Genomic DNA, 20,670 nt, shown 5'->3' on the forward strand with positions numbered 1-20,670 from the left:
TTAAATTAATTACTAAATAATCTCTCTACCAAAATCCCTAAAGTAGCCAAACTGGAGGCAATTCCTATCCAGCCTGCTGCGTTCATTCGTTCTCTTTGTGGTTTTTGAGGTATGACAATCTCTGCCCCTGGTTCAATCGAAGGATAGTTTTTAATCCCCAAAAACCCTCTTGTTTGGGCGGCATCCCCATTGGCATAAACTACATAGGCCTTTCCCTTTCTTGCGTTTTCGGTAAAGCCTCCCGCTTTCGAAATGTAATATTTAAGCGTCCTACCTTTTTCATACCTAGCAGTGGTGGGCAAAAGAACCTCTCCTACCATTCTCACAGTTTGAAGCTGCTTCGGTACCTGTAAAATATCCCCTTCCATCAAGATCAAATCTGCTTCCGAGCCGGGGTTTTTCATAATGAATTCAAGATTGATCCCAACCATATCTTCTGTTTTAAACCTAGCTTGATTGAGCTCAGGGTCAATACTCAATGTATCTGAAAAAACCATCACCTGATCCATAGAAGACTCTTCTAGCCTCTTGGCTTTCTTTTCTTCCTCTATATCAGTTAACTTCTTGTCTACCCTTTCAAAAAGCATTCTCTCTGCCTCATTGAGATTTCGGTTAGTTTCAGGATTTAATCTCTCCCAAAGCTGCTTTAAACTTTCTTCCCTAAGCTCATCCTCTGACTTGCCTTCGTAATAAACTGTCCTACGAATCAGATTGGCTCCTTTTGGATAGGCAAATTGAGAAAGTCCACCTGCCCTATTTATCAAATCAGATATTCGTTCATTTGCATTTTGAATAACAAACTCCCCGGGGTACATCACTTCTCCCCTTACCGAAATAAGTTGTTCTCTTTCAAATCCGGGACTCCTTCTGATAAAAACATGATCAAATGGACTTAATGGCAATGCCTCTTCTTCCGGGCTTAATTTCAAGTTGGGGTCAATCGTAAGTGTGGAAATCTCAGCAATTCTACCACTAGTGGCATCCCTTACTCTTCTGGCAATTTCTATTGAGCTATTTGCAGCCGACTCTAGGAATCCCCCTGATCTTAAAATCAAATCCCCAACAGTCATTTGCGAGGCAAAAGGATAAGTTCCGGGAAAGTTCACCTCCCCAGAAATTTTCACGTAGTATTCCTCCTGAATATCATATCGGTTGGGAATAAATAATAAGTCTTCATTCTTTAATTCTACATCGACCGCATTTCCCTCCAAAATCCCGCTCAAGTCAATAGGCAAAGCCCCAAGGGTCAAATCAGTATTGGTACGATATAGCGTCGCCCTAGATAAAAATGCTTCTGGTCTCAAGCCCTCTGCCTTTTCAATCAACTCAGAAATGGTCATTCCATCTTCTAGAGAAAATTCACCCGCTCGATTGACAGAACCTACCACCTGAACCCGATTGGTAAATCGGTCTAAAACCTCCCCTACTAAAATTTCATCTCCGTCTTGAGGCACAAAAACCTCGTATTGATCAGAAGCTACATCGATTACTTTTCGCCTATCTTGGTCAAATCTACGGACGGTTACTCTATCTCTGAATGCCTTGGAAGAAAACCCTCCGGCAAATTGATACAAATCAGCTAAGGATTCACCTGGTTTTACCTCAAAATATCCTTCTCTTCTTACTGGCCCCACCAATTCCACTCTTGATTGAAAAGGAGGCACTATGATCACGTCATTATCCTGCAAAGTGATATTACTGCTTTGATCACCTTTGGATAGAAAATCATAAATGTCAACAGTGGCTTCTAGCCTGGAATTCCTATAGACCTGAATAGTTCGAAATGCACCATTTTCATTTGGTCCTCCCGCTGCATAGAGAGCATTGAATACTGATGCAAAAGAGGGTAAGGTATACGTTCCTGGCTTGACTACTTCCCCTACCATCGAAACTTTGATCGAGCGGATATTACCCAATCGAAGCTGAAGAAATGAGGAAGGAGAACTCCCTAAAAGGCTGGAATAAATCCGTCCTAAACTGGTTTTTAGTCTGGCCGTCGCAGCTTCTACACTTGCTCCTCCTACTTGAATTGGACCCAGATTAGGAATAAAAATTCTTCCCTCTGGACTAACAGTCAAGTCATAGGCCTGCTGTGATGCTCCATAGATATCGATAAGAAGCTGATCTCCTGCTCCAATGATATAGGACAAAGGAGTAGGAAGATTAAGACTGGGGCTAAAGTCTAATTGTCTATTGTGAAAAAGTTTAAACCCAAAGATTTTCTTCTGCTCTGGAGTCAAATCATAGTAAGGATCAGATCTGCGAAGTGAGTCAAACACATCTACCTGAGGTTCTGACATCAGATTCCGGCCTTGACCGGAGCCCATCACTTGGCCTTGACTTGCATTTCCGTTCATCAGCTCGCTGATTCTCCGGCCTAATTTGGCAGCTTCAGATGGAGGCATGCCTCTCTCCTGAGCCAAAGCAACTAACTGAGATGAATTAATACCATTCGCTTCGGCCCTTTTGACCAATTGCTCGATTTGGGCATTGGACAAATTATCTACTTTGACGTTTTGAATATCTGCTAAGCTTTGTGACCAAGCTAGGCTAGCGGCCAAAAGAAAGGTAACCGTTAGAAATAAGGCTCTCAAGGCATTCACTTTATGTAATGAATAGGCTATCATCAAGGATTTTCGAGTTTCTATATTTGTTTGATCCTGCAATTTAATAGTTCATTTATCAAATCTCACCTGAATCCAGCAAGCTTTAAAACATTTGGAAAGATTAGGCTGACTTTAGTAGGAATGAGTGACTTAGATACAGCTTCGCCCTTTCGGTCACATAGAATGCCTAGCAAAATCAATTAACGAAATCTAGTCTATAGTTAGATTCCTACTGCTTTATCAAAAAGGACTAAGCCAGAATGATCGTTTCTTTTCGAACGAAAGGTAAATATCACCTTTCTATCGATCAATCCCTCTATTCGCTTGGTTAAGCCCTGTATGTAATCATGATTTAAATCATCCCCTACCACTACCACATCTATTTTTCCAGAATCCACTCCTCTCGACAGGTCCCCTACCAACAAAACCTGCTCGACTTCCCCCATTTTCTCCAATATTTGCTCCAAAAGCATATCAAGACCAAGGTACTTTCTGATGATGTCCCGAATATTAGTAAAGAAAGGGTGATGTGTGTTTGCCTGATAGGCAATTTTATTTTTTTCAGAATGCTTCAACAAAATCCCTGCCTGAGTAAGATTATTGAGCTCTTTCCGTATTGCGTTGGTCGATTCGCCAAATTCATCTGCCAGCCCCCTAAGATGACTTTGGTTGCGGTCATTCACAAAAAACTTAACAAGCAGCCTCAGACGAGTCTTGGATGTGATTAGGGAGTCAAGCATTAAAAATCCACTTTTGATAAGTGAGTAACAAAGGTACTCATTCGCCTTAAGTGACAAAACTTTTTTTTCTAAAATGATTTAAATTTTTCCTTGCGAAAATACTAGTCTAAAGAAGCGGCCCTCTGTAAATATCTTTTCTCTCCCTTTTTAGAATTTTTCTAAGCAAATTACCACTTAAGGCTGAAAAAGAGCCCAAAAGAAAACCCAATAAAACTGTGAGCATAAGCATCCACAGGCCTGAGCTGACTCCGAAGATATCAGCTATTTTATCCGCTAATTTTCCTCCCGTTGTTATGGAAATAAAAACCCCTTGACCTAGCCAAGCAACTGCCATTCCCAATCCTCCTCCCCAAAACGAAGTAGCTTTCCTTGAAGGAATCAGGATACCAAAGGCAAAAATCACAATCATCACTACCCAGTAGGGTTGCCAAAAACTAACAAGAGCCACCAAAAGGACTACCAAAAGAAAATAACTTGGGAATTTCATTCTGAGGGATTTAATGTATTACTGAATAATAGATTACCGGTTTCGTCGCTATTTCTTAGATTAAAATTCAAATATTCACCATTCGCCCATTTGGGAATAAAATTTTGATAAAATCGACTCCCAGGATTACCTGATTGACCTCCAGGGTAGATTCCAAATGCTTTGACTTCCTCTCCTAGCTCGACAATCATCCTCCAGCTTGCCCCATGTCTTCCGCTTGTCGCATTGACTATACCTGATCCTCCTCCCGTGTAAACGTTTTTAACCGAAAAGGAAGCAAACTGTGGCACAAGGTGCTGAATGGTAGTTTGCTTATAATTCGCCCAAGAATAATCTCCATTTTCAGACTCCCAAGTACTCATATCCTGCACCATTTCAGCAAAAGCTTTTTTAATATGATCTTGAGCTGTTTCTATTTCCGGTGTTTCTTTCAAATCAAAAAAATCAAATCCCGGCTCATCTTTCATCAATTGGTAGGTTTGATAATTATTTGGACGAATTTTCGGACCCTTTATTTCATTCATATTTGACCAAAGAGAAAGGTAGGCTTTATTCCACCACACGTAGAAAAGTGTCGGTGCTTTCTGATTGGGGTCTGCATAAAAATCCCATGCCTTCAATTCTTTTAAATAAGACAATCCCTTTTCACTTAGAGTATCTGGAGAGCCAAGAAATTCTATCATCAAAGGAAGAGCTTCTGCTGCATGCAAATAAAAATCATCAAACTGCAATTTCATCATATTCTCCACAGTGACCTGATCCATAGCCTCCAATTGACTATTGATCCTTCTATTTCTGTAATGCTCATAGCTATGGTCAAAAACATAATAGGGGTAAGAAGGAGATACCGGATGTTGATTTGCCGAAGAGACAAAACCTCTTTCGGGGTTAAGTGTGCTGGGATTATGCTCATAGGGTATAAAATCCTGCCATTCCATTTTTGGGTCAGCTCCATCCATAAAAAATTTTCCCTGTTCTTCCCATTTAAGTGGAAATTTTCCCTGAATTCGCATAGCAATATCTCCTTCATTGGATGCAAAGACAAAATTCTGGGCAGGGGCTGTATAATGGTCCAAGGCCGCCATATAGTCCTGATGATTTTTGGCTTGATTTAGCAAGATGAAAGTTCTTTGTTCATTGGAACCCATGTGCAAGGTCCACTTCAAGGCAAAATTCACATCTTGGCGCTCCGATCTGAAATTTCGATCATAGACCACAGGACCATAATGTGTATATACTACAGTATCTACGAAAGCTGTTTCTTGACCCTTTATTTTGATCTCTTCCAGCCTAAGAGTGGCATCCCTCCATTCCTGTCCATATTGATAGGACTTTCGTGAAGCGTCCTTGAAAGTAATTTTGTACCAATCTCTCGCATCTTTAGTGGCATTGGTGACGCCCCAGGCCACCTGCTCATTGAAACCGGAAATCACCCCTAGGGCTCCAGGAAGTGTAGCGCCTTTTACCCTGTACGCTGGGGTAGACAGTTGCATCGAATACCAAATCGAAGGCAGATTTAATCCCAAATGGGGGTCATTGGCCAAAATCGGATTGCCGCTTTTTGTTTTGGAACCTGAAACCGCCCAATTATTTGAGCCAATTCCCTCTTCAGGTTGCGGTAAAGGATCAAGCAGGAGCTCGTCCTTAGGAAACTCAAGGGAATCAGGTTTTACTACCTGAAGAGGTGTAAAATTCCAATTTCTTTCTTTTTCAATCACTGGGTCTACTACCTGAGGATATTCCGGAAAAAGCTTATTTAACATCTCTTCCCCCAAAACTTTTCTAAGATTGGAATACTCCAAATCTCTATCCCCCACCAGCATATCTGTCATGTATTTGAGCAGGAGTAGAGACTTCAGTGCTGTCCAGGGCTCGGGCCGGTAATTCAAGATTTTATATTCCACCGGTAGCCTTGCTGTAGTTAAGCTTTCGATGTATTGATTGACTCCTTCGGCATAGGCTTCGACCTTTTCCAAAGTGGCTGGATCATTTTCTTCAAGAAACCGAAGTCCTACCTCTGCCCCATAGGAAAGCCCTTTCCTTCGAGTCATTCGGTCAAGATCCAAAGCTATATCACCTACGATTTCGGATATTCGCCCTGCTGCGGCCATAGTCTGAAACTCCATCTGCCATAATCGATGCTGGGCAGTGACAAAACCCTGTGCACGATAGAGATCCAACTCATTCTGGGCAAAAATGTGTGGAATCAAATTTTCATCGTAGTGTACGGTGACAGGTTCGGCTAAACCTATCAAGTCTAGTTCTTCCTCAGCCAGTTGATCCTCACTATATGAATTTTGCCAAAAACCGTGATTTGGATCTAGCAAAATACCCATTGGAGGTGCGGGTCCTAAGGGAACTGAGGCAAGGTAGGCCAATCCGAGGGTGATCGAGGCGACAACCAAAAATCCGAAATACTTCATAAAATCACTTTGGGGTAGGGCCACGAATTTAATTGAAAGTTTTAAAAAATTACCTTACAGCTCGGTCATTGACTCAAAAAAAAGCCCTCATTTTCAACAAACAAGGGCTTACATGAATAGAACTATTCTATGGTGATGGGGAGCTTTAGCTTCTCCCATCTGATGACCAATCCTGGGGCCTCCAAATCAATAGAAAGTCTCTCTTGACTCGTCTCTTCCCATACTGGCGTCACCTCTACCCGAAGGACATCATTCTTTTCATCGTATTGAAAATGACCATGCTCCAAGTCCCATTCCGAATTCAAAATCACCGTCCAAGCTCCAGAGGACTTAGGAATAGTAAATAAGGAGTATTTACCCGGTTGGATGGATTTTCCTTGGATTTTCATCTCTTCTTTGAGCTCTACAAAAGTCGCCTCGTTGGCTCCGGTGCGCCAAACCACCTCATAAGGAACTAAATCTCCCCAGAGTGTTCTCCCTTTCACAGCAGGAGAACCATATTGGACCAAGAAGTCCTTTCCATTGATTTGGCCTTGCTTTATTTCCAAGGGACTAGGACGCTGTTCCTCATTTGAGTCACTTTGTCTTTCTTCAGTCTGCTCATTCTCAATCGATTCAGTTTTGGAGTTACATGAAACAAATCCTGAAACCATCAAAACCGATAACAAAATAGTAAGCGTCTTTCTCATAGTGTTCTATTTAATGGGTTGAATAAACTAATAATGTGCCAACCTTCAAAGTAGAAGTTCTTATTCGTATTGATTTTCAATCTGAAGAAGATAAGCATTTAAATTTTCAAATCTCTTTCGCTACTTTACGGAAGTTAGCTGTTTTTGGATTAATAATTGCACCAGAAAATCTCATCATCTTAGAAGATCTAAGGGAATTAGCCTACCCCATTTCATGAAATATTTTATCGGGTTTATATTCATCTGTACACTTTTGATTTTTGGCAGTGTCTATGTGTCACCGGAGGACTTTCCCTATGTAGGACTCTTACCTTTCCTCATTCCGGTCTTTTGGCTGTTAAATCTTTTCCTCTTTTTCTTGTTGATTCTGTCTTGGAAAAAAGAAGCTTTTATTCCGCTCTTGGTCTTGATTATAGGTTTCAGATTTGCAGAAATCACTTTTCAAAAAAATACCTCAGAAGAAAACCCGGATGGAATTAAAGTATTGACCTACAATACCCATTTATTCGATTACAAAACTCGTACGGAAGGAAAATTTGACCCTAGCGTCTACGCATGGCTGCAGCAGCATACTGCCGACATCAAGGTTTTTCAGGAATTTTATCAGGATAATACTACCCCGTCTAGGAATTCGCTGAAAATTCTGGGTGGAGACAGTGAAATGGAATATTCTTATCAAATCATCGATGGAAATCCCTCCAGGAGGTCTTATGGAATGGCTATTTTTTCCAAATTCCCCATAATCAACGACGGGAAAATATTTGACAATAACCGGGCAAATGGTGCTATTTTCGCAGATATTCTCTATCAATCAGATACTATCCGAATCTATAATGTACACTTGGAGTCGATGCAGATCAATTCCCAGACCTTGGAAAACTTAGATGGAGTAAAGGAAAATTACAGACAAACCCTAGGAAAACTCCACCGCGGAAGCCTTGCAAGGAGTAAGCAGCTAAAAGTACTTGAAGAGCATATCAACAACAGCCCTTTTCCAAATATTATCATGGGTGATTTCAACGAACTGCCTTATTCCAATACCTATTTTCGCCTCAGCAAAAATCATATCAATGCCTTTGAGACCGCCGGGAATGGCTTTGAATTCACTTATAATAAAATCCTGTTTTTTCTCAGGATTGACCATATTTTTTCAAGTCCGGAACTGGAAGCAGTGGAATTTACTACGCATCGGGAAGTAGACTATTCCGATCATTACCCTGTTTCGGCTACTTTGAGGTTTAAAAAGTGAGCTAAGCGACTCTAACTTCTATCAATAGAAATTATTTTCTTCAGAACGAGCTTCATCTATCTTACTTGACTAACGCTTTTTTTCAAATACTCGCTTCACCGATAGTAAAAGTACGGGAAGCAAAACCAAATCAGCTACCAATGCAAAAATCAATGCTGCTGCAATCAACAATCCTGTATAAAAAGTTACGCCAAACTGACTGATCATCAATACTGAAAATCCCAAAACCAAAACAAAGCTTGTTAAAATAAGCGCCTTGCCTGTTTCTAAAAAAGTCCGTTTGATCCCATACAAAAAGCCCTTTCCCTGACCCAATTCCATCTTGAGCCTACTCATAAAATGAATGCTGTCATCTACTGCTATACCAAAGGCGACAGTGAAAAGTATGGCGGTCGTCAGTTTAAATTCGATACCGAGAAGATACATCAGGCCCAGCATCCATAACAAAGGTATAATGTTAGGAATCAGAAGAATAAAAGAAATTCTCCATGACCTAAAAAGATAACCAGCAATCACCCCCACCAATAAAAAAGCGATCCCCAAGCCGCTAGCCATCTGACGGGTCACAGATTCATGGCCGCTATCGATGAGAAAAGAAGTGCCCGTCCATCTTACTTCCAGCATTTCGCTATCAATTTCTTCATCTATAAATTTTCCAAAATCTTTCCTGATTTTACCCATTTGATAGCTGCCCAAATCCGCCGTTCGGGCGGAGATTCTTCCCTCTTGACTATTCTCTGAAAGCACCTGATTTTTAAGCTCCACAGGAACACGCTCCAAATACGGTTTCAAACGAGCATATTGACCACGACTAGGAAGCGTAAAGGCCTTGGGGTTTCCTTGGTTTTGTGCTTGATTCAGACTTTTCATCAGTGAGTTTGGAGATAAAAAAGTAAGCTCCCCAAAAGTCTCCTCCAGGTACTTTTCTATTTGATCAATTTCCTCCAGTACGCTGTAGTCTACTAGGCTAGTTTCATTATCCTTGACGGAAAGGTAGATTTCCAGCGGATTAGACCCTCGAAACTCTCGATCAAAGAAGTGAAAATCCTTTTGAATTGGATGGTCTGTGGGTAAATTATCTAATAAAAATCCATTTACCTTGATCTGCAAACCCATGAAAACCGAGGCCAAGGTCAATCCCAAAAACAAAAAAGGAATCCATTTTTTTCCACGAAAAACCAAAATCAGAAATGGAAGTAAGTGTAACCCACTTGCCCTCGACTTGATTTTCATTTCTTTTCCTTTTCCAAACCAAAAGAGTAAACTCGGCATCAGCAGATAAATCGCCGAAAACATCAATAAAATCCCCAGTCCGGTGCTGAGACCAAAATCTTTCAAGGCCGGTACCGTGGTAAAATAAAGGGATAAAAAACCGAGCGAGGTCGTTAGAAAAGTCAAGGCTACGGGACTTATCATCGCTCTAAAAACTTTTTCTACAGACAGGTCAAACCTTGGCTCCAGTTTTTGCTCTTTAAATAAATGACTCAGTAAATGGATAGACGCACTCAATCCTACTATCAGGAAAATAGTAGGTTGCATCACTGACATAAGGGCCAACTTTTGCCCTATCAAAAGAATCATGGCAAAAGCCCATATAACCCCAAAAAGGATAACCAAAACAGTCACCAAGACAGTCCACCAAGACCGGAAAATCCAAAAAAGTAAAAGCACCATCAGTATTAAAGAGATCCCAAAAAATAACCCAAACTCTGCCTGCATGAGTTGTACAAAATCACCCTGTGTCTGAATCTTTCCTGCGACTGCGATCGGCTTTTTCCCCTCCTTGTCAAAAACTGACAAAATTTCCTGATAGAGCTGATCTCCTTCGGTCTTATCCAGTCCTCTCTTGTTTCGAATCAAAATCAAAAAACTATCTCCACTCTCAGCAATCAATGTGCCTCGGAAGCTTTCCAAATCCCGCTCTACCCTTGCTGTATTTTTATCTTTATCAAATGATATCAAGGGTCTAAATCTAGCCCCAAAAGTACCAATCCTAGGAAGTTGGACAGAAAAGACGGACAAAACTGTGTCTACATTCTCCAGAGACTGAAGCTGATCTGAAATTGTCTTAAAATCCCATAAAGACTCCTCATTTTCCCAAAAGTTCTCATCGGACTGAAAAGCCGTCAATAAATAGTCATTGTCCGAGCCAAATTTCTGTTGATAGTCATTGTAAAAACTTAAATCCTCATCGTTTTGAGGAAAAAACTGCTCAAAATTATAATCAAAAACCGGCAGGGGTTGGAGCGCTATCAAAAAGAGGGAAAATAGCATACCTATCCAAAATCTAACTTTATTAGCAGACTTGCTAAAATCGAAAAACCAAGATTTGAATGAGGATTTTGAGGGAGAATTCACAAATTAGTAATCAAAAATGAAGTGCTTTGGTTTATATTTTCGCAAAATGAGGGGAAGATACTATCTTGTCATTTCCAATTAAAATTTCTCTTCCGATGAAGCAATATCACGATTTGATGCAAAAAATTTTAGATGAAGGTGTAAAAAAATCTGACCGGACCGGCACAGGCACCTTGAGCATTTTTGGACATCAGATGCGTTTTGATCTATCTGAGGGTTTTCCCGTCGTCACTACCAAAAAACTACACCTCCGTTCGATTATTATCGAGCTACTTTGGTTTCTGAAAGGCGAATCCAATATCGCCTACTTAAAAGAAAACAAAGTTTCTATCTGGGACGAATGGGCGGATGAAAATGGCGATTTGGGTCCCGTTTATGGCTACCAATGGAGGCACTGGCCGGATGGAAAAGGTGGAGAAATCGATCAAATCAAAAACCTCATTAATCAAATTAAAAATAAGCCTGACAGTAGACGTCATATCGTGAGTGCTTGGAATGTAGCCGATGTGGACCACATGGCTTTACCTCCTTGTCACACTATTTTCCAGTTTTACGTGGCAGAAGGCAAACTTTCCTGCCAGCTTTATCAGCGGAGTGCTGACATTTTCTTGGGAGTTCCCTTTAATATTGCCTCCTATGCGCTCTTCACCATGATGATCGCTCAAGTCTGTAATTTGCAGCCAGGCGAATTCATCCACACCTTTGGAGATGCGCATTTATACCTCAATCATCTCGATCAGGCAAAACTCCAACTCAATAGAGATTTCCGTCCTCTTCCCCATATGAAAATCAATCCTGAGGTAAAGGATATTTTCCAATTTAAGTACGAGGACTTTGAATTGGTCGGATATGATCCGCATCCCCATATCAAAGCACCGGTAGCAATCTAACATTAGGTTTAAATCATGACTTTCGGAGACAAACAAAAGCTGATTTTAGGCTATTTAAAAGCTTACAATAGCCTAGATGTCGAAGGAATGCTTCGTTTCTTGGACGAAGATATCGAATTTGAAAATTATCAAGGTGGAGAACTTACCCATCAGCTTGAGGGAAAAGCCAACTTCGAAAAGCAGGCCAATGAAGCTTTGGCCTATTTTTCCAGCAGAAATCAAAGAGCAGTCAACTGGACCGAAAAGGGAGAAAGCCTTGAGGTAGAAATTGAATTTCAGGCCCTAGCAGCTGTAGATTTTCCCAATGGCATCAAAAAAGGTCAGTTCATTCAATTTGAAGGTAAATCTATCTTTGAATTCAGAAACAGTAAAATATTGAAAATCAAGGATTTCAGTTAATTTCTCTCTTGTCTTGGATTTTCTAATTCACTGGCGAAGATTTCCATCCCAATTTACCTCAAGTTCAAAAGGTTGGAGTAGTTCGTCCATCAGTACAGAGACCATTCTTCTATTCAGGATTTGATCAGTTGTAAATTCTCCCTTCAGCTCCCTTCTTTTCCAAGCTTGTGCTATTTCCAGCAAAGGAGTATTTGGCTTTACTAGAGTGATTAATTCTTGAAACCTTGCACCTGTCAAATAATCCCCCGAGGCACCCCAAAAATCTTTTAATTCAGGATAAAGTGGTCTCATCCCCTCAATCAATTCAAATTCTGTCACTTTATCATTGGAATAAAACCAAGTTTGATTTGCCCAGAGGTAAGGGACTCCCTTTCCTTTCAGTATGCCGGTGGCCCCGATTCGCTGCATGGCCTGAAAATCAGGATCCGAAGGCTGCATATCCAAATATGGCATTAAATAGGCGCCTTGATTAAGAAGTGCCTGCTGCACCGACCTGATAGAAATATCCTTCAAATCCAGATTTTTTTGCGAAGCAAGGTAAGCCAAAGTCCCCGCAGCCTGACCAATTCCCAATACCACAGGCTGAAGACGACTGGCGCCATTTACAATGTTGGAAACTGAGATGCTTTTCTCCGCCAAAATTAAAGCAGGATGATCTCGTGATACTAATGCACCTAAAGGAATATTGTAAGATGGAACCCGAATCTTAATAAAATCAATAGCCGGAGCATCCGGTCTTTCTTTGTGGTGATGATCTATGGTGTAGTCTCCCACCACCACTCCCGTTCGGTACATTGGGCTCGGTGCATCAAAAGGACTTCTGACAAAGGGCAAGGTAAAATCCACCATTCCATGATATCTTCTTGATTCTCTGTGATAAGGAATTATTGGTAGTCCATCCTCCGTAGGATACTCCTCTTCGGCAATTCCCAAGTGAGTATAGCCAAGTTCCTCTTGTATATAATAAATAAACCTAAGGCTCTTCTGCTTGGCTTTCTCTAGCTCTATTTCTCTCTGAATTGGGTCAAGTTCGACAATATTGGTGTAGTAATCATTCCCACAGTTGGGCCAATTGATCATGTATTTCCCATTGGGTAGCTTACCATAAGCTATCATTTTATCACAGTCCAAGGTAGGATCCTTATCCGTGATGGGATCTGCATGGGCGCAGGCACAGGCAAATTCTTCAGGATCGTAATTTTCAGGCTTGGAAATGGTTTTATCCTCTCCCGGTCCAAAATCCTGCAAAGTGACCACATAGGTAAGGTCCTGAATGATATCATTTGCTTCTTCGGGGGCAAATGCTTCACCGATGTCATCCCGAGCATCCATTCCCAATCGATAAGAAAGGTCAAGCGATGCCGCTACATCCCCCAACTCTGTGGCATCAATCAAAAGAGGTGCCTCCACCTGATAGGTTTTCTCATCCTTTTCGTACGTCAGTGTCCAAGTTTGATTTTCGTAAGAAACTTTCTTCCAATAACTTCGAAAAGCCAGCTCCAAATTGGGAACTGAGACGGCTATAGATTGAAAAATCTGATTACCTACTTTCGGCTCAAAAAGTGTATTGCTCACCCATCCTGTTGAAAGCTCCTGCTGAGAGCCATAATGCGCAATCAAACTATCTCTGAATTCCCCCCAAATACCTGAGGGTAATCGATGATTTCCATCAATGGCAGATACACCCGCCGCGGTAAGCATTCCCCCCAGCCATTCTGATGGCTCAACAATCAGTGTCTTGGCTCCCAATCTGCCCGCTGTGATCCCTGCGGCTGTTCCGCTAGCCCCTCCTCCTACCACGATGACATCGTAACTTTGCTGAGCAAAAAGGGAGTGAAGTGTTCCTAAGAGGAAAAAGAAAAAAAGAGATTTCTTCATGGGCTGTAAGGTTTTACTGAGTCAATAAAGGGGAATTGGAAAGCTTGGATTGATGCTGAATCATCGCCCCGACAAGGGCCGCATTCTCCTGTAGTTCTGAAATGATTATCTGTACTTCTATCCCCATTCGGTCTAGATAAGCTTGGGTGTGTGGTAAATACAAGGAGGCTATTTGGCTGATTTTACCTCCCAAAATCACGGCCTGTGAATGTAATCGGATGAGATAGGGAAATAGAAACTCGCCTAAGTTTTCACCAAATTCCTGAAAGAGAGTTGCTCGAATACTATCCTCCACCTCAGGACTGAGGAGATCTTTGACTCCGCTGATTTCAAGGTTGTAATTGGATTTAGCCATGTTTACAAACCATCGAGTACCTAAATAATCTTCTGCCACTCCCTCTTTGAATGGGGCCGTCCAGAGTTTAGCATCTTTTACCACCTCCTCTACTTTGATGGCAGAACCCAGTCCTGTCCCCAGAGTCAAAGCCAAGGAATTGCTGTAAGAACGTCCCGCTCCTACCTCACTTTCACCTATCAAAAAAGCGGCTGCATCATTGGTGAAATGTATGAGTTCGGGGGAAATGTGAAGCGATTCAGCTAAAAGTTGACGGACGGAGGAGCCTTTGAGAGACTTCATTTTCCCTTGGTCTTCCATAAGCGAAATCCCATTTTCATAATCAAAAGGTCCCGGCATGGCCACAGAAAGAAAATAACTTTTCCTTTCTCCTGCGGCGGAGCGAATCACCTCAGTCCAAGAGCTGAGGATCTCATCGGCAGTTGCGTAGGTATCTACTCCAGCTTCTTTTATTTCGCCTAATTTCACATGATCCCCATTACGTGAGACCACTGCTGCAGAAATATGCGAACCACCGATGTCGACTCCTATGTAATCCATTTTTTTCTGAATTTTATTCCTTCTCAGTAGGCTGAGCTCCGAGCTCTTGATAGATCACATCCAAAAGCTGACGGGTATTATCTTCCGAAAGCTCCCAAAACATAGCTCCAGCTAAATTTTTCTCTTTAATAAAGTCCATTTTTGCTTTCATCGACTCAGGGTCTTCATAGGTAATCCAAGCCGAATCTTTCTGTGAATACAGGTAAGGCGCTGCAGCCTTTTCGTCCCAATGCCGACTATAAGTTGAGGTTTTGCTCAAAGCAAAAATCTGATGATAAGGTAAACCCATTTTAAATTTTCCACTTTGGAAAAGCCCATTGTCCTGAGGAGCTACCTGCTCCCACATTCTCCCGTAAAACGGTACACCCAAGACAATTTTTTCGGCGGGCACCCCAAAGGAAATATGCTCTTCTACTGTAGTCTGTGCTGATCTTCCTTTAGCACCATTGGGAAAGAGATTGGCATGATGACCAGTGACATCGTCTCCAGCCGTATAAAAATCATAAGCCATGATATTGATAAAATCGAGGTATTTCTGTGCTTCTCCGAGATCATTCTCTTCCAAATACCTGCGAAATCCTCCCGAAGCTATTGTACTGAGATAATGTTTTTGATGGATTGCTCCTACCGAATCCAAAGCCGCTCTGAAGCTCTTTAGCATCGCAACAAAATTCTCCTTATCCTCGGGTCTGTAGGGATTATTATCACCAGGAATACTGGGGTATTCCCAATCAAAGTCCAATCCGTCTAACTCATATTTCAGCAAAAAATCAATTCCTGATTTTGTCAATCGATTGATGCCTTCCGTAGTCAACACTGCATCAGAAAATCCTTTGGAATGTGTCCAACCTCCGATGGATACCAAAATTTTCAGGTCGGGATTTCGTTGTTTCAATTCATTCAAAATAGAAAAATGAAGACTATCCCGCTTTTGATTTTCACCAATATGACATACCTCTCCCGCTGCCACATCGGCAAAAGCGTAATTGATATGTGTCAGTTTTTCGGCAGGGATCTTTTTGGGATTGATATTTTTCCAACCAGCAACGTAGCCTACGATATGGTGATTTTTATTTTGGTCCTTTTCTAAGGTTTCATTTGAACTACACCCGAAAGCAGCAATAACAAGTAATGCGATTACGATTTGTCTCATAAGATTGGTCATGAAGTGATAAAGTTAAAAAAAGACAGAGGCTTTGAAACTAATCAAAACCTCTGTCATCAATTAAATTAACAGAAAATTAATTTCCGCCATCCCACCACATTCTTGTGGCAAATAGATCTCCGCCCATTCTAGAGACCGCAGCTCGATAATTTTCCGGATTAGAACCGATCTCATTTTCCCAATACCTCAATCTTCTCGGAATAAAATTGCCCTCGAATGCATTTGGGTCTTGAGTTGGAGTCAGTGCAGGATAACCGGTTCTTCTCCAGTTGGACCATGCTTCGATGGCATTGAGGAAAGTGGAAGCCCAGTATTCCTCACCGATTAGCCTTAGCTTGTCCTCATTGGATGCTGCACCGAAGCCTCTCCCAGCGATGTAAGCAGCTGTTGCTTGAGCATCTACTGCAAAAGAAGGGTCAAAATATACCCAAGAATTGATCGCTGCTGCCACTCCATTGGAGAAGTGTGTCTCGGCATCGGTAGAAATCCAGCCTTTCACTGCAGCTTCTGCTCTCATAAATTCTACCTCAGCATAGGAGATTAGATAATAAGGATCTTCCCAATCTAGGTATTTCAAGTTGAGCATGGAGAAATTCTGAGGTACGATAGAGAATCGGTCTAGCGTTCCATCTGGTACGACTTCGGCGATGTTGGTCGAGTTGAAGCCATTTGGCATACCGATTTGCTCCTCGGGCGCCGTGATCCAAGTAGCCGCATTTTCAGGATCACCGATACCACCTGTAAGAATCATCTTTCGGGGATCATTATTGGCGTCCATCCAGTCCATCATAGTACCTGAGATCTTACAATCTCTAGAGTACTTGTAAGTATTCCAGTAGCCATCGTTCAATCCATTTCGGTTGACACCCTGCGGACCCGATTCATACAGAATGAAAGCAATATCATCATTCGAGGTGAAGGCCCCGTTGGTATTGGCTTCTGTAAATACTTGCTGAGCCGTCGTGGGATCTGCATTACTCATTCTCATGGCAATACGCATCAAAAGGGCATTGGTAAACTTTCTCCACTTGGCCAAATCGCCTCTATAAATGAAATCTTGGGATCCGAGAGCTCTTGCAGATTCAGAGAATTTATCTCTTGCAGCGCGCAAGTCAGTAACCATGGCTGCGTAGATTTCTTCTTGACTATCATAGTTAGGGAACCAATTCTCCTCCCCTTCTAAACCTTTTCCTGCCTGAAAATAAGGTATATCACCATAGATATCCGTCATTCTGTGAAGATCAAAGACCCGAAGCACAGTAGCCGCAGCATTTACATTGGCCATAGTAGGATCCTCCTCTGTACGTGTGATGACATGGGTTAAGAGTCTAATCACTCCTGTATAATGCGCTTCCATGTAAGCCCCTGAATACTGAGCATTGTAGAGGTATTTGTCTCCACTGAAATAGCCCGCAGTAGAAGATGTCTGCTGTACCATCGTTGAAGCGTACAGCATAGCAATCCTCGTGTTTTCATACTCCCCACCTATTGCTAGAGTAGCTCTAGAGAAAAGGTAGGACATATCGATATCTGTAGCAGCGTTTTGATCAATGTTGAGGTCCAAGAGCTCTGACTCACTACATGAGGCAAAGGTCAAGGTTCCTGCCATCAACATCACCGCCAGTTTATTTGAAATTTTCATAGTTCTGTGTTTCAATTAAAAGTTGGCTGATAAATTAAACCCAAAGCTTCTATTCGTCGGTAACCCGAAGTATTCCAATCCTTGGGAGTTGCCATCCACAGCATAAGCTGACTCAGGGTCCACATTAGGAATATTCGACCATAGCAAAGCTAGGTTTCGTCCTACAAAAGAAAGCGACAGGCTATTGAAAGGTGTTTTGTTGGTCACTGTACTTGGGAAAGTATAGCCAAAAGAAAACTCCCTCAACTTGGCGAAAGAAGCATCATAAACGACATTTTCGGTCACCATCGCATAGCGCTGCCAGTACTGATCGATCAAGTATTCAGATGGATTATTCGGATTGGCTGGGATATTCCAAGTATTGGCTTCTCCATTGGCAGTCACACCGCTGACAGTCAGGCCTCCATCACGCCCTACTAAGGTTTCCTGATGCAAACCATTGTTATAAGCAAAGTAATTAGTACCTGACATCATATGACCTCCTTGTCTGATATCGATCAAGGCATAAAGTCTAAATCCTTTCCAAGTCAAGGTATTGCTCAATCCGGCAGAGATAGGATGTCTACCTTCGGCGATAGTTTCAAACCCCTGAGTAGTCACGGGGAATCCATTATCATCATATACCGGCTGACCGTCTACTTGCAGATGCTTGTATCCAGCGATCATTCCTAATGGATAACCCACAATATGTCTGATACTCTCACGCATCAATCGAGAATTACCCAAGTTAATAAACTCAATAGGCTCTCCGGCCGCATTGGTGCCTAAGCTCAATACTTCAGAGATATTATTGGCAAAATTGAAGGAAATATCCCATCTCACCGCTCTGGCGACTGGAGTCACATTCAATAGTAATTCTATCCCTCGGTTATTTAACTCCCCGATGTTGACCGTAGTCGATCCAAAACCTGAGGTAGCAGAAATACCAGTAGCAAGGATATCATTTCTAGTCGTTCTGTTGTAGTAGGCGAAATCCAATCCAACTCTATTGTCAAAGAATCTCAAATCTGCACCTATTTCGTACTCACTGGATCGATAAGGACCTAAATTTGAATTGGGAATAGAACCATTGTTGATTTGCCCTAAGTTAGCTCCTAAGTGACCTGCTCCGACCAATCCATAAGTCAAGTTCAAAGCATATGGATTAGGCGCACCGCCACCTGCTTCACCCCAAGAACCACGGATTTTCGCAAAAGTGATTACTTCAGGAAGTGTCACCATATCACTGATTACCGCACTCAAACCAACAGAAGGGTAGAATAACTTACTATTCTCAGGGGTAAGCGTAGAAAACTGATCTTGTCTTGCTGTAGCATTCAAAAAGATCATGTTTTTGTAACCAATATTGGCTGATCCAAAGTAGGAATTGATTCCCAATTCAGAGAAACCATAGGTGATAGAAGGGGCTCTTACATTGTTTACAGAACTGAAGAAAGGCACCACTAAATCATTTCCTCCACCTCTAAGGCTTTCAGAAGATCTTCTCATTCGGTTACCACCCAAGAAACCATCAATTTCGAAGTCACCAAAGGTTTTGTTAAATCCAATAAACAAATCGGCATTGTCTTCACGTATCGTACGCTGAGTCAAATTAAAATCACCTAGTGGCTTGTAAGCAGTACCATAAGGCTCAGAGGTGCGGTCCACTCTAGACTGAAAGTCAACACCTAATCTACCTTGGATATACAACCAATCCGTCAAGTCGTACTTCAATGAGGCGTTTCCTAAGAATCTATCAGTCTCATCCTCTCTTGAAAACTGATGAGCTGCCCAATAAGGGTTTGTCTGAAACACATTGGATTGATAGCGAAGCTCTGTTCCATCTTCCTTAGCACCCAGCTTATCAGTGGTACCTCGCATTACATCCAATGGCAAGTTTCCTGGTCTTACCAGCATTGCAAAATTGGCGTTTCCTGGAGAATCAGAGAGTCTTGGACGATTCTTTGCAAACTGATTAGAGTATTGACCAGACACACTTAAAGTGAATTTGCCCATTTTACCATTGATATTGGCATTGACTACTCTTCGCTTAAATCCTGCATTGGGCACAATGTCCTTATTGTCCAAATCAGAAAAAGAGAAGCGATAGTTTCCGTTTTCATTTCCTCCATCAAAAGCTACAGAGTTGTTCCAAGTGTAAGAAGTCTCAAAGAAATCGGATAATTCATCACCTGTGAAAGCATAAGGTCGCTGTACCCCGTCAAATTGAATGGAAGGTGCTCCGTCATAGGCAGCTCCCCAGCCGTTGTTGCCGGTATTGAGCGCTTCTTCTTGATTCAGCGGTCTTCTTCCATCGATACCAGGTCCAAACTGTCTTTGAAAGTTGGTTTGGTCCCATACGTTGTCAAAAGTAATGTTTGAATTAAATGAAACTCCAATACCTTGACGCTGAGCTCCACTCTTGGTGGTGATCAAGATGACCCCATTTGCCGCTCTTGCACCGTAAAGTGCCGCGGCAGCATTTCCTTTCAATACGGAAATATTTTCGATATCGTCAGGGTTGATGGAGTTCAAACCGTCACCGGAATCATTACCACCCCACATCCCTGCATTACCTAGGTTGCCGGATTCGATCGGAATACCATTGACTACATAAAGCGGCTGGTCATTACCTGTAAGCGAAGATCCTCCACGAATTACTACTCGGGTAGAACCTGCAGCACCTGTGGCCGGCGGAGTAACATTCACACCTGCCACTTTTCCAGAAAGTGCATTACCGAAGTTGATCGCTCTTGACTCGGTAAACTGCTCTCCACCTACTTGGGTCACGGAATAGCCTAGCGCTTTTTTGTCTCGCTCCATACCAAAAGCCGTCACCACGACCTCGCTAAGATCAGAAACATCCTCACCTAAGGCGATGTCGATAATAGATTGGTTGCCTACCGTGACTTCCTGGGCAGTGAACCCAATAAAAGAAAACACCAAAACAGAATTAGCATTGGCATTAATAGAATACTTTCCGTCCACGTCTGTGGTCGTACCCGTCTGGCTAGTTTTGTCCAGAACTGTCACTCCAGGTAGAGGCAAGCCATCTCCGGAGCTAGTGACGGTACCCGTCACTACTCGATTTTGGGCAAGTGCTTCGAAACTAAAAATTAGGATCAAAGAAATTCCCCATAAGAATGATAAAATTTTTCTCATAGTTGGAAATAAATGGTTTGAATTAAGTTGAATTGGAATTCCCGATTACCGGGCTACTTGTACTTTACAATCAGTCACTTCTTTTATTCATAAAATTTGGGTTTGTAC

General features: G+C 42.0%; 14 protein-coding genes. 3 read left to right on the plus strand and 11 right to left on the minus strand.

Annotated elements, in window-relative coordinates; translation table 11 throughout:
- Positions 1 to 5: 5 nt before the first annotated feature.
- The 5 genes from BLQ57_RS05450 to BLQ57_RS05470 all read right to left on the minus strand — a co-directional run bounded on the left by BLQ57_RS05450 (position 6) and on the right by BLQ57_RS05470 (position 6,945).
- A complete protein-coding gene (locus BLQ57_RS05450; RefSeq protein ID WP_087938339.1) occupies positions 6 to 2,627 on the minus strand; it encodes an SLBB domain-containing protein in 2,622 nt (873 codons plus the stop codon).
- 200 nt (positions 2,628 to 2,827) lie between these two features.
- Positions 2,828 to 3,346 (minus strand): transcriptional regulator, encoded by a 519-nt coding sequence (locus BLQ57_RS05455; RefSeq protein ID WP_087938253.1) that lies wholly within the window; start codon positions 3,344 to 3,346, stop codon positions 2,828 to 2,830.
- Positions 3,347 to 3,452: 106 nt separating this feature from the next.
- Positions 3,453 to 3,833 (minus strand): hypothetical protein, encoded by a 381-nt coding sequence (locus tag BLQ57_RS05460; protein ID WP_087938252.1) that lies wholly within the window; start codon positions 3,831 to 3,833, stop codon positions 3,453 to 3,455.
- Positions 3,830 to 6,256: a penicillin acylase family protein gene (locus tag BLQ57_RS05465; protein WP_087938251.1), complete on the minus strand. Its 2,427-nt coding sequence runs from the start codon at positions 6,254 to 6,256 to the stop codon at positions 3,830 to 3,832. The genes BLQ57_RS05460 and BLQ57_RS05465 overlap by 4 nt, the downstream gene beginning before the upstream one ends.
- Positions 6,257 to 6,378: 122 nt before the next feature.
- Positions 6,379 to 6,945, minus strand: a complete 567-nt coding sequence (locus tag BLQ57_RS05470) for a DUF2911 domain-containing protein (RefSeq protein WP_087938250.1) — start codon at positions 6,943 to 6,945, stop codon at positions 6,379 to 6,381.
- 214 nt (positions 6,946 to 7,159) lie between these two features.
- Here BLQ57_RS05470 and BLQ57_RS05480 point away from each other — a divergent pair, with 214 nt between their 5' ends.
- Positions 7,160 to 8,194 (plus strand): endonuclease/exonuclease/phosphatase family protein, encoded by a 1,035-nt coding sequence (locus BLQ57_RS05480; RefSeq protein ID WP_087938248.1) that lies wholly within the window; start codon positions 7,160 to 7,162, stop codon positions 8,192 to 8,194.
- A gap of 69 nt (positions 8,195 to 8,263) precedes the next feature.
- On the opposite strand, the gene BLQ57_RS05485 is transcribed toward BLQ57_RS05480, so the two are convergent.
- Positions 8,264 to 10,468, minus strand: coding sequence for an efflux RND transporter permease subunit (locus BLQ57_RS05485; RefSeq protein WP_139162666.1), 2,205 nt, complete (start codon positions 10,466 to 10,468; stop codon positions 8,264 to 8,266).
- A gap of 179 nt (positions 10,469 to 10,647) precedes the next feature.
- On the opposite strand from BLQ57_RS05485, the gene BLQ57_RS05490 reads away from it, so the two are divergent.
- Both BLQ57_RS05490 and BLQ57_RS05495 read left to right on the plus strand, forming a co-directional pair.
- Positions 10,648 to 11,442 (plus strand): thymidylate synthase, encoded by a 795-nt coding sequence (locus BLQ57_RS05490; RefSeq protein WP_087938246.1) that lies wholly within the window; start codon positions 10,648 to 10,650, stop codon positions 11,440 to 11,442.
- Positions 11,443 to 11,457: 15 nt separating this feature from the next.
- Positions 11,458 to 11,841, plus strand: coding sequence for a nuclear transport factor 2 family protein (locus BLQ57_RS05495; protein ID WP_087938245.1), 384 nt, complete (start codon positions 11,458 to 11,460; stop codon positions 11,839 to 11,841).
- Between the two features lie 27 nt (positions 11,842 to 11,868).
- On the opposite strand, the gene BLQ57_RS05500 is transcribed toward BLQ57_RS05495, so the two are convergent.
- From BLQ57_RS05500 to BLQ57_RS05520, 5 genes are all read right to left on the minus strand, one after another.
- A complete protein-coding gene (locus tag BLQ57_RS05500; RefSeq protein WP_087938244.1) occupies positions 11,869 to 13,719 on the minus strand; it encodes an FAD-dependent oxidoreductase in 1,851 nt (616 codons plus the stop codon).
- A gap of 13 nt (positions 13,720 to 13,732) precedes the next feature.
- The gene (locus BLQ57_RS05505) at positions 13,733 to 14,614 is read right to left on the minus strand and encodes an ROK family protein (RefSeq protein ID WP_087938243.1); all 882 of its coding nucleotides are present in this window, start codon (positions 14,612 to 14,614) and stop codon (positions 13,733 to 13,735) included.
- A 13-nt stretch (positions 14,615 to 14,627) separates the two neighbouring features.
- Positions 14,628 to 15,767, minus strand: a complete 1,140-nt coding sequence (locus tag BLQ57_RS05510) for a glycoside hydrolase family 18 protein (protein ID WP_087938338.1) — start codon at positions 15,765 to 15,767, stop codon at positions 14,628 to 14,630.
- A gap of 88 nt (positions 15,768 to 15,855) precedes the next feature.
- Positions 15,856 to 17,421 (minus strand): SusD/RagB family nutrient-binding outer membrane lipoprotein, encoded by a 1,566-nt coding sequence (locus BLQ57_RS05515; RefSeq protein WP_087938242.1) that lies wholly within the window; start codon positions 17,419 to 17,421, stop codon positions 15,856 to 15,858.
- A 15-nt stretch (positions 17,422 to 17,436) separates the two neighbouring features.
- Entirely contained in the window at positions 17,437 to 20,562 is a 3,126-nt protein-coding gene (locus tag BLQ57_RS05520; protein WP_087938241.1) for a SusC/RagA family TonB-linked outer membrane protein, read from the minus strand.
- Positions 20,563 to 20,670 lie beyond the last annotated feature (108 nt).

Origin of the sequence: Algoriphagus faecimaris, from assembly GCF_900101705.1 — a bacterium.
Lineage (GTDB): Bacteria > Bacteroidota > Bacteroidia > Cytophagales > Cyclobacteriaceae > Algoriphagus > Algoriphagus faecimaris.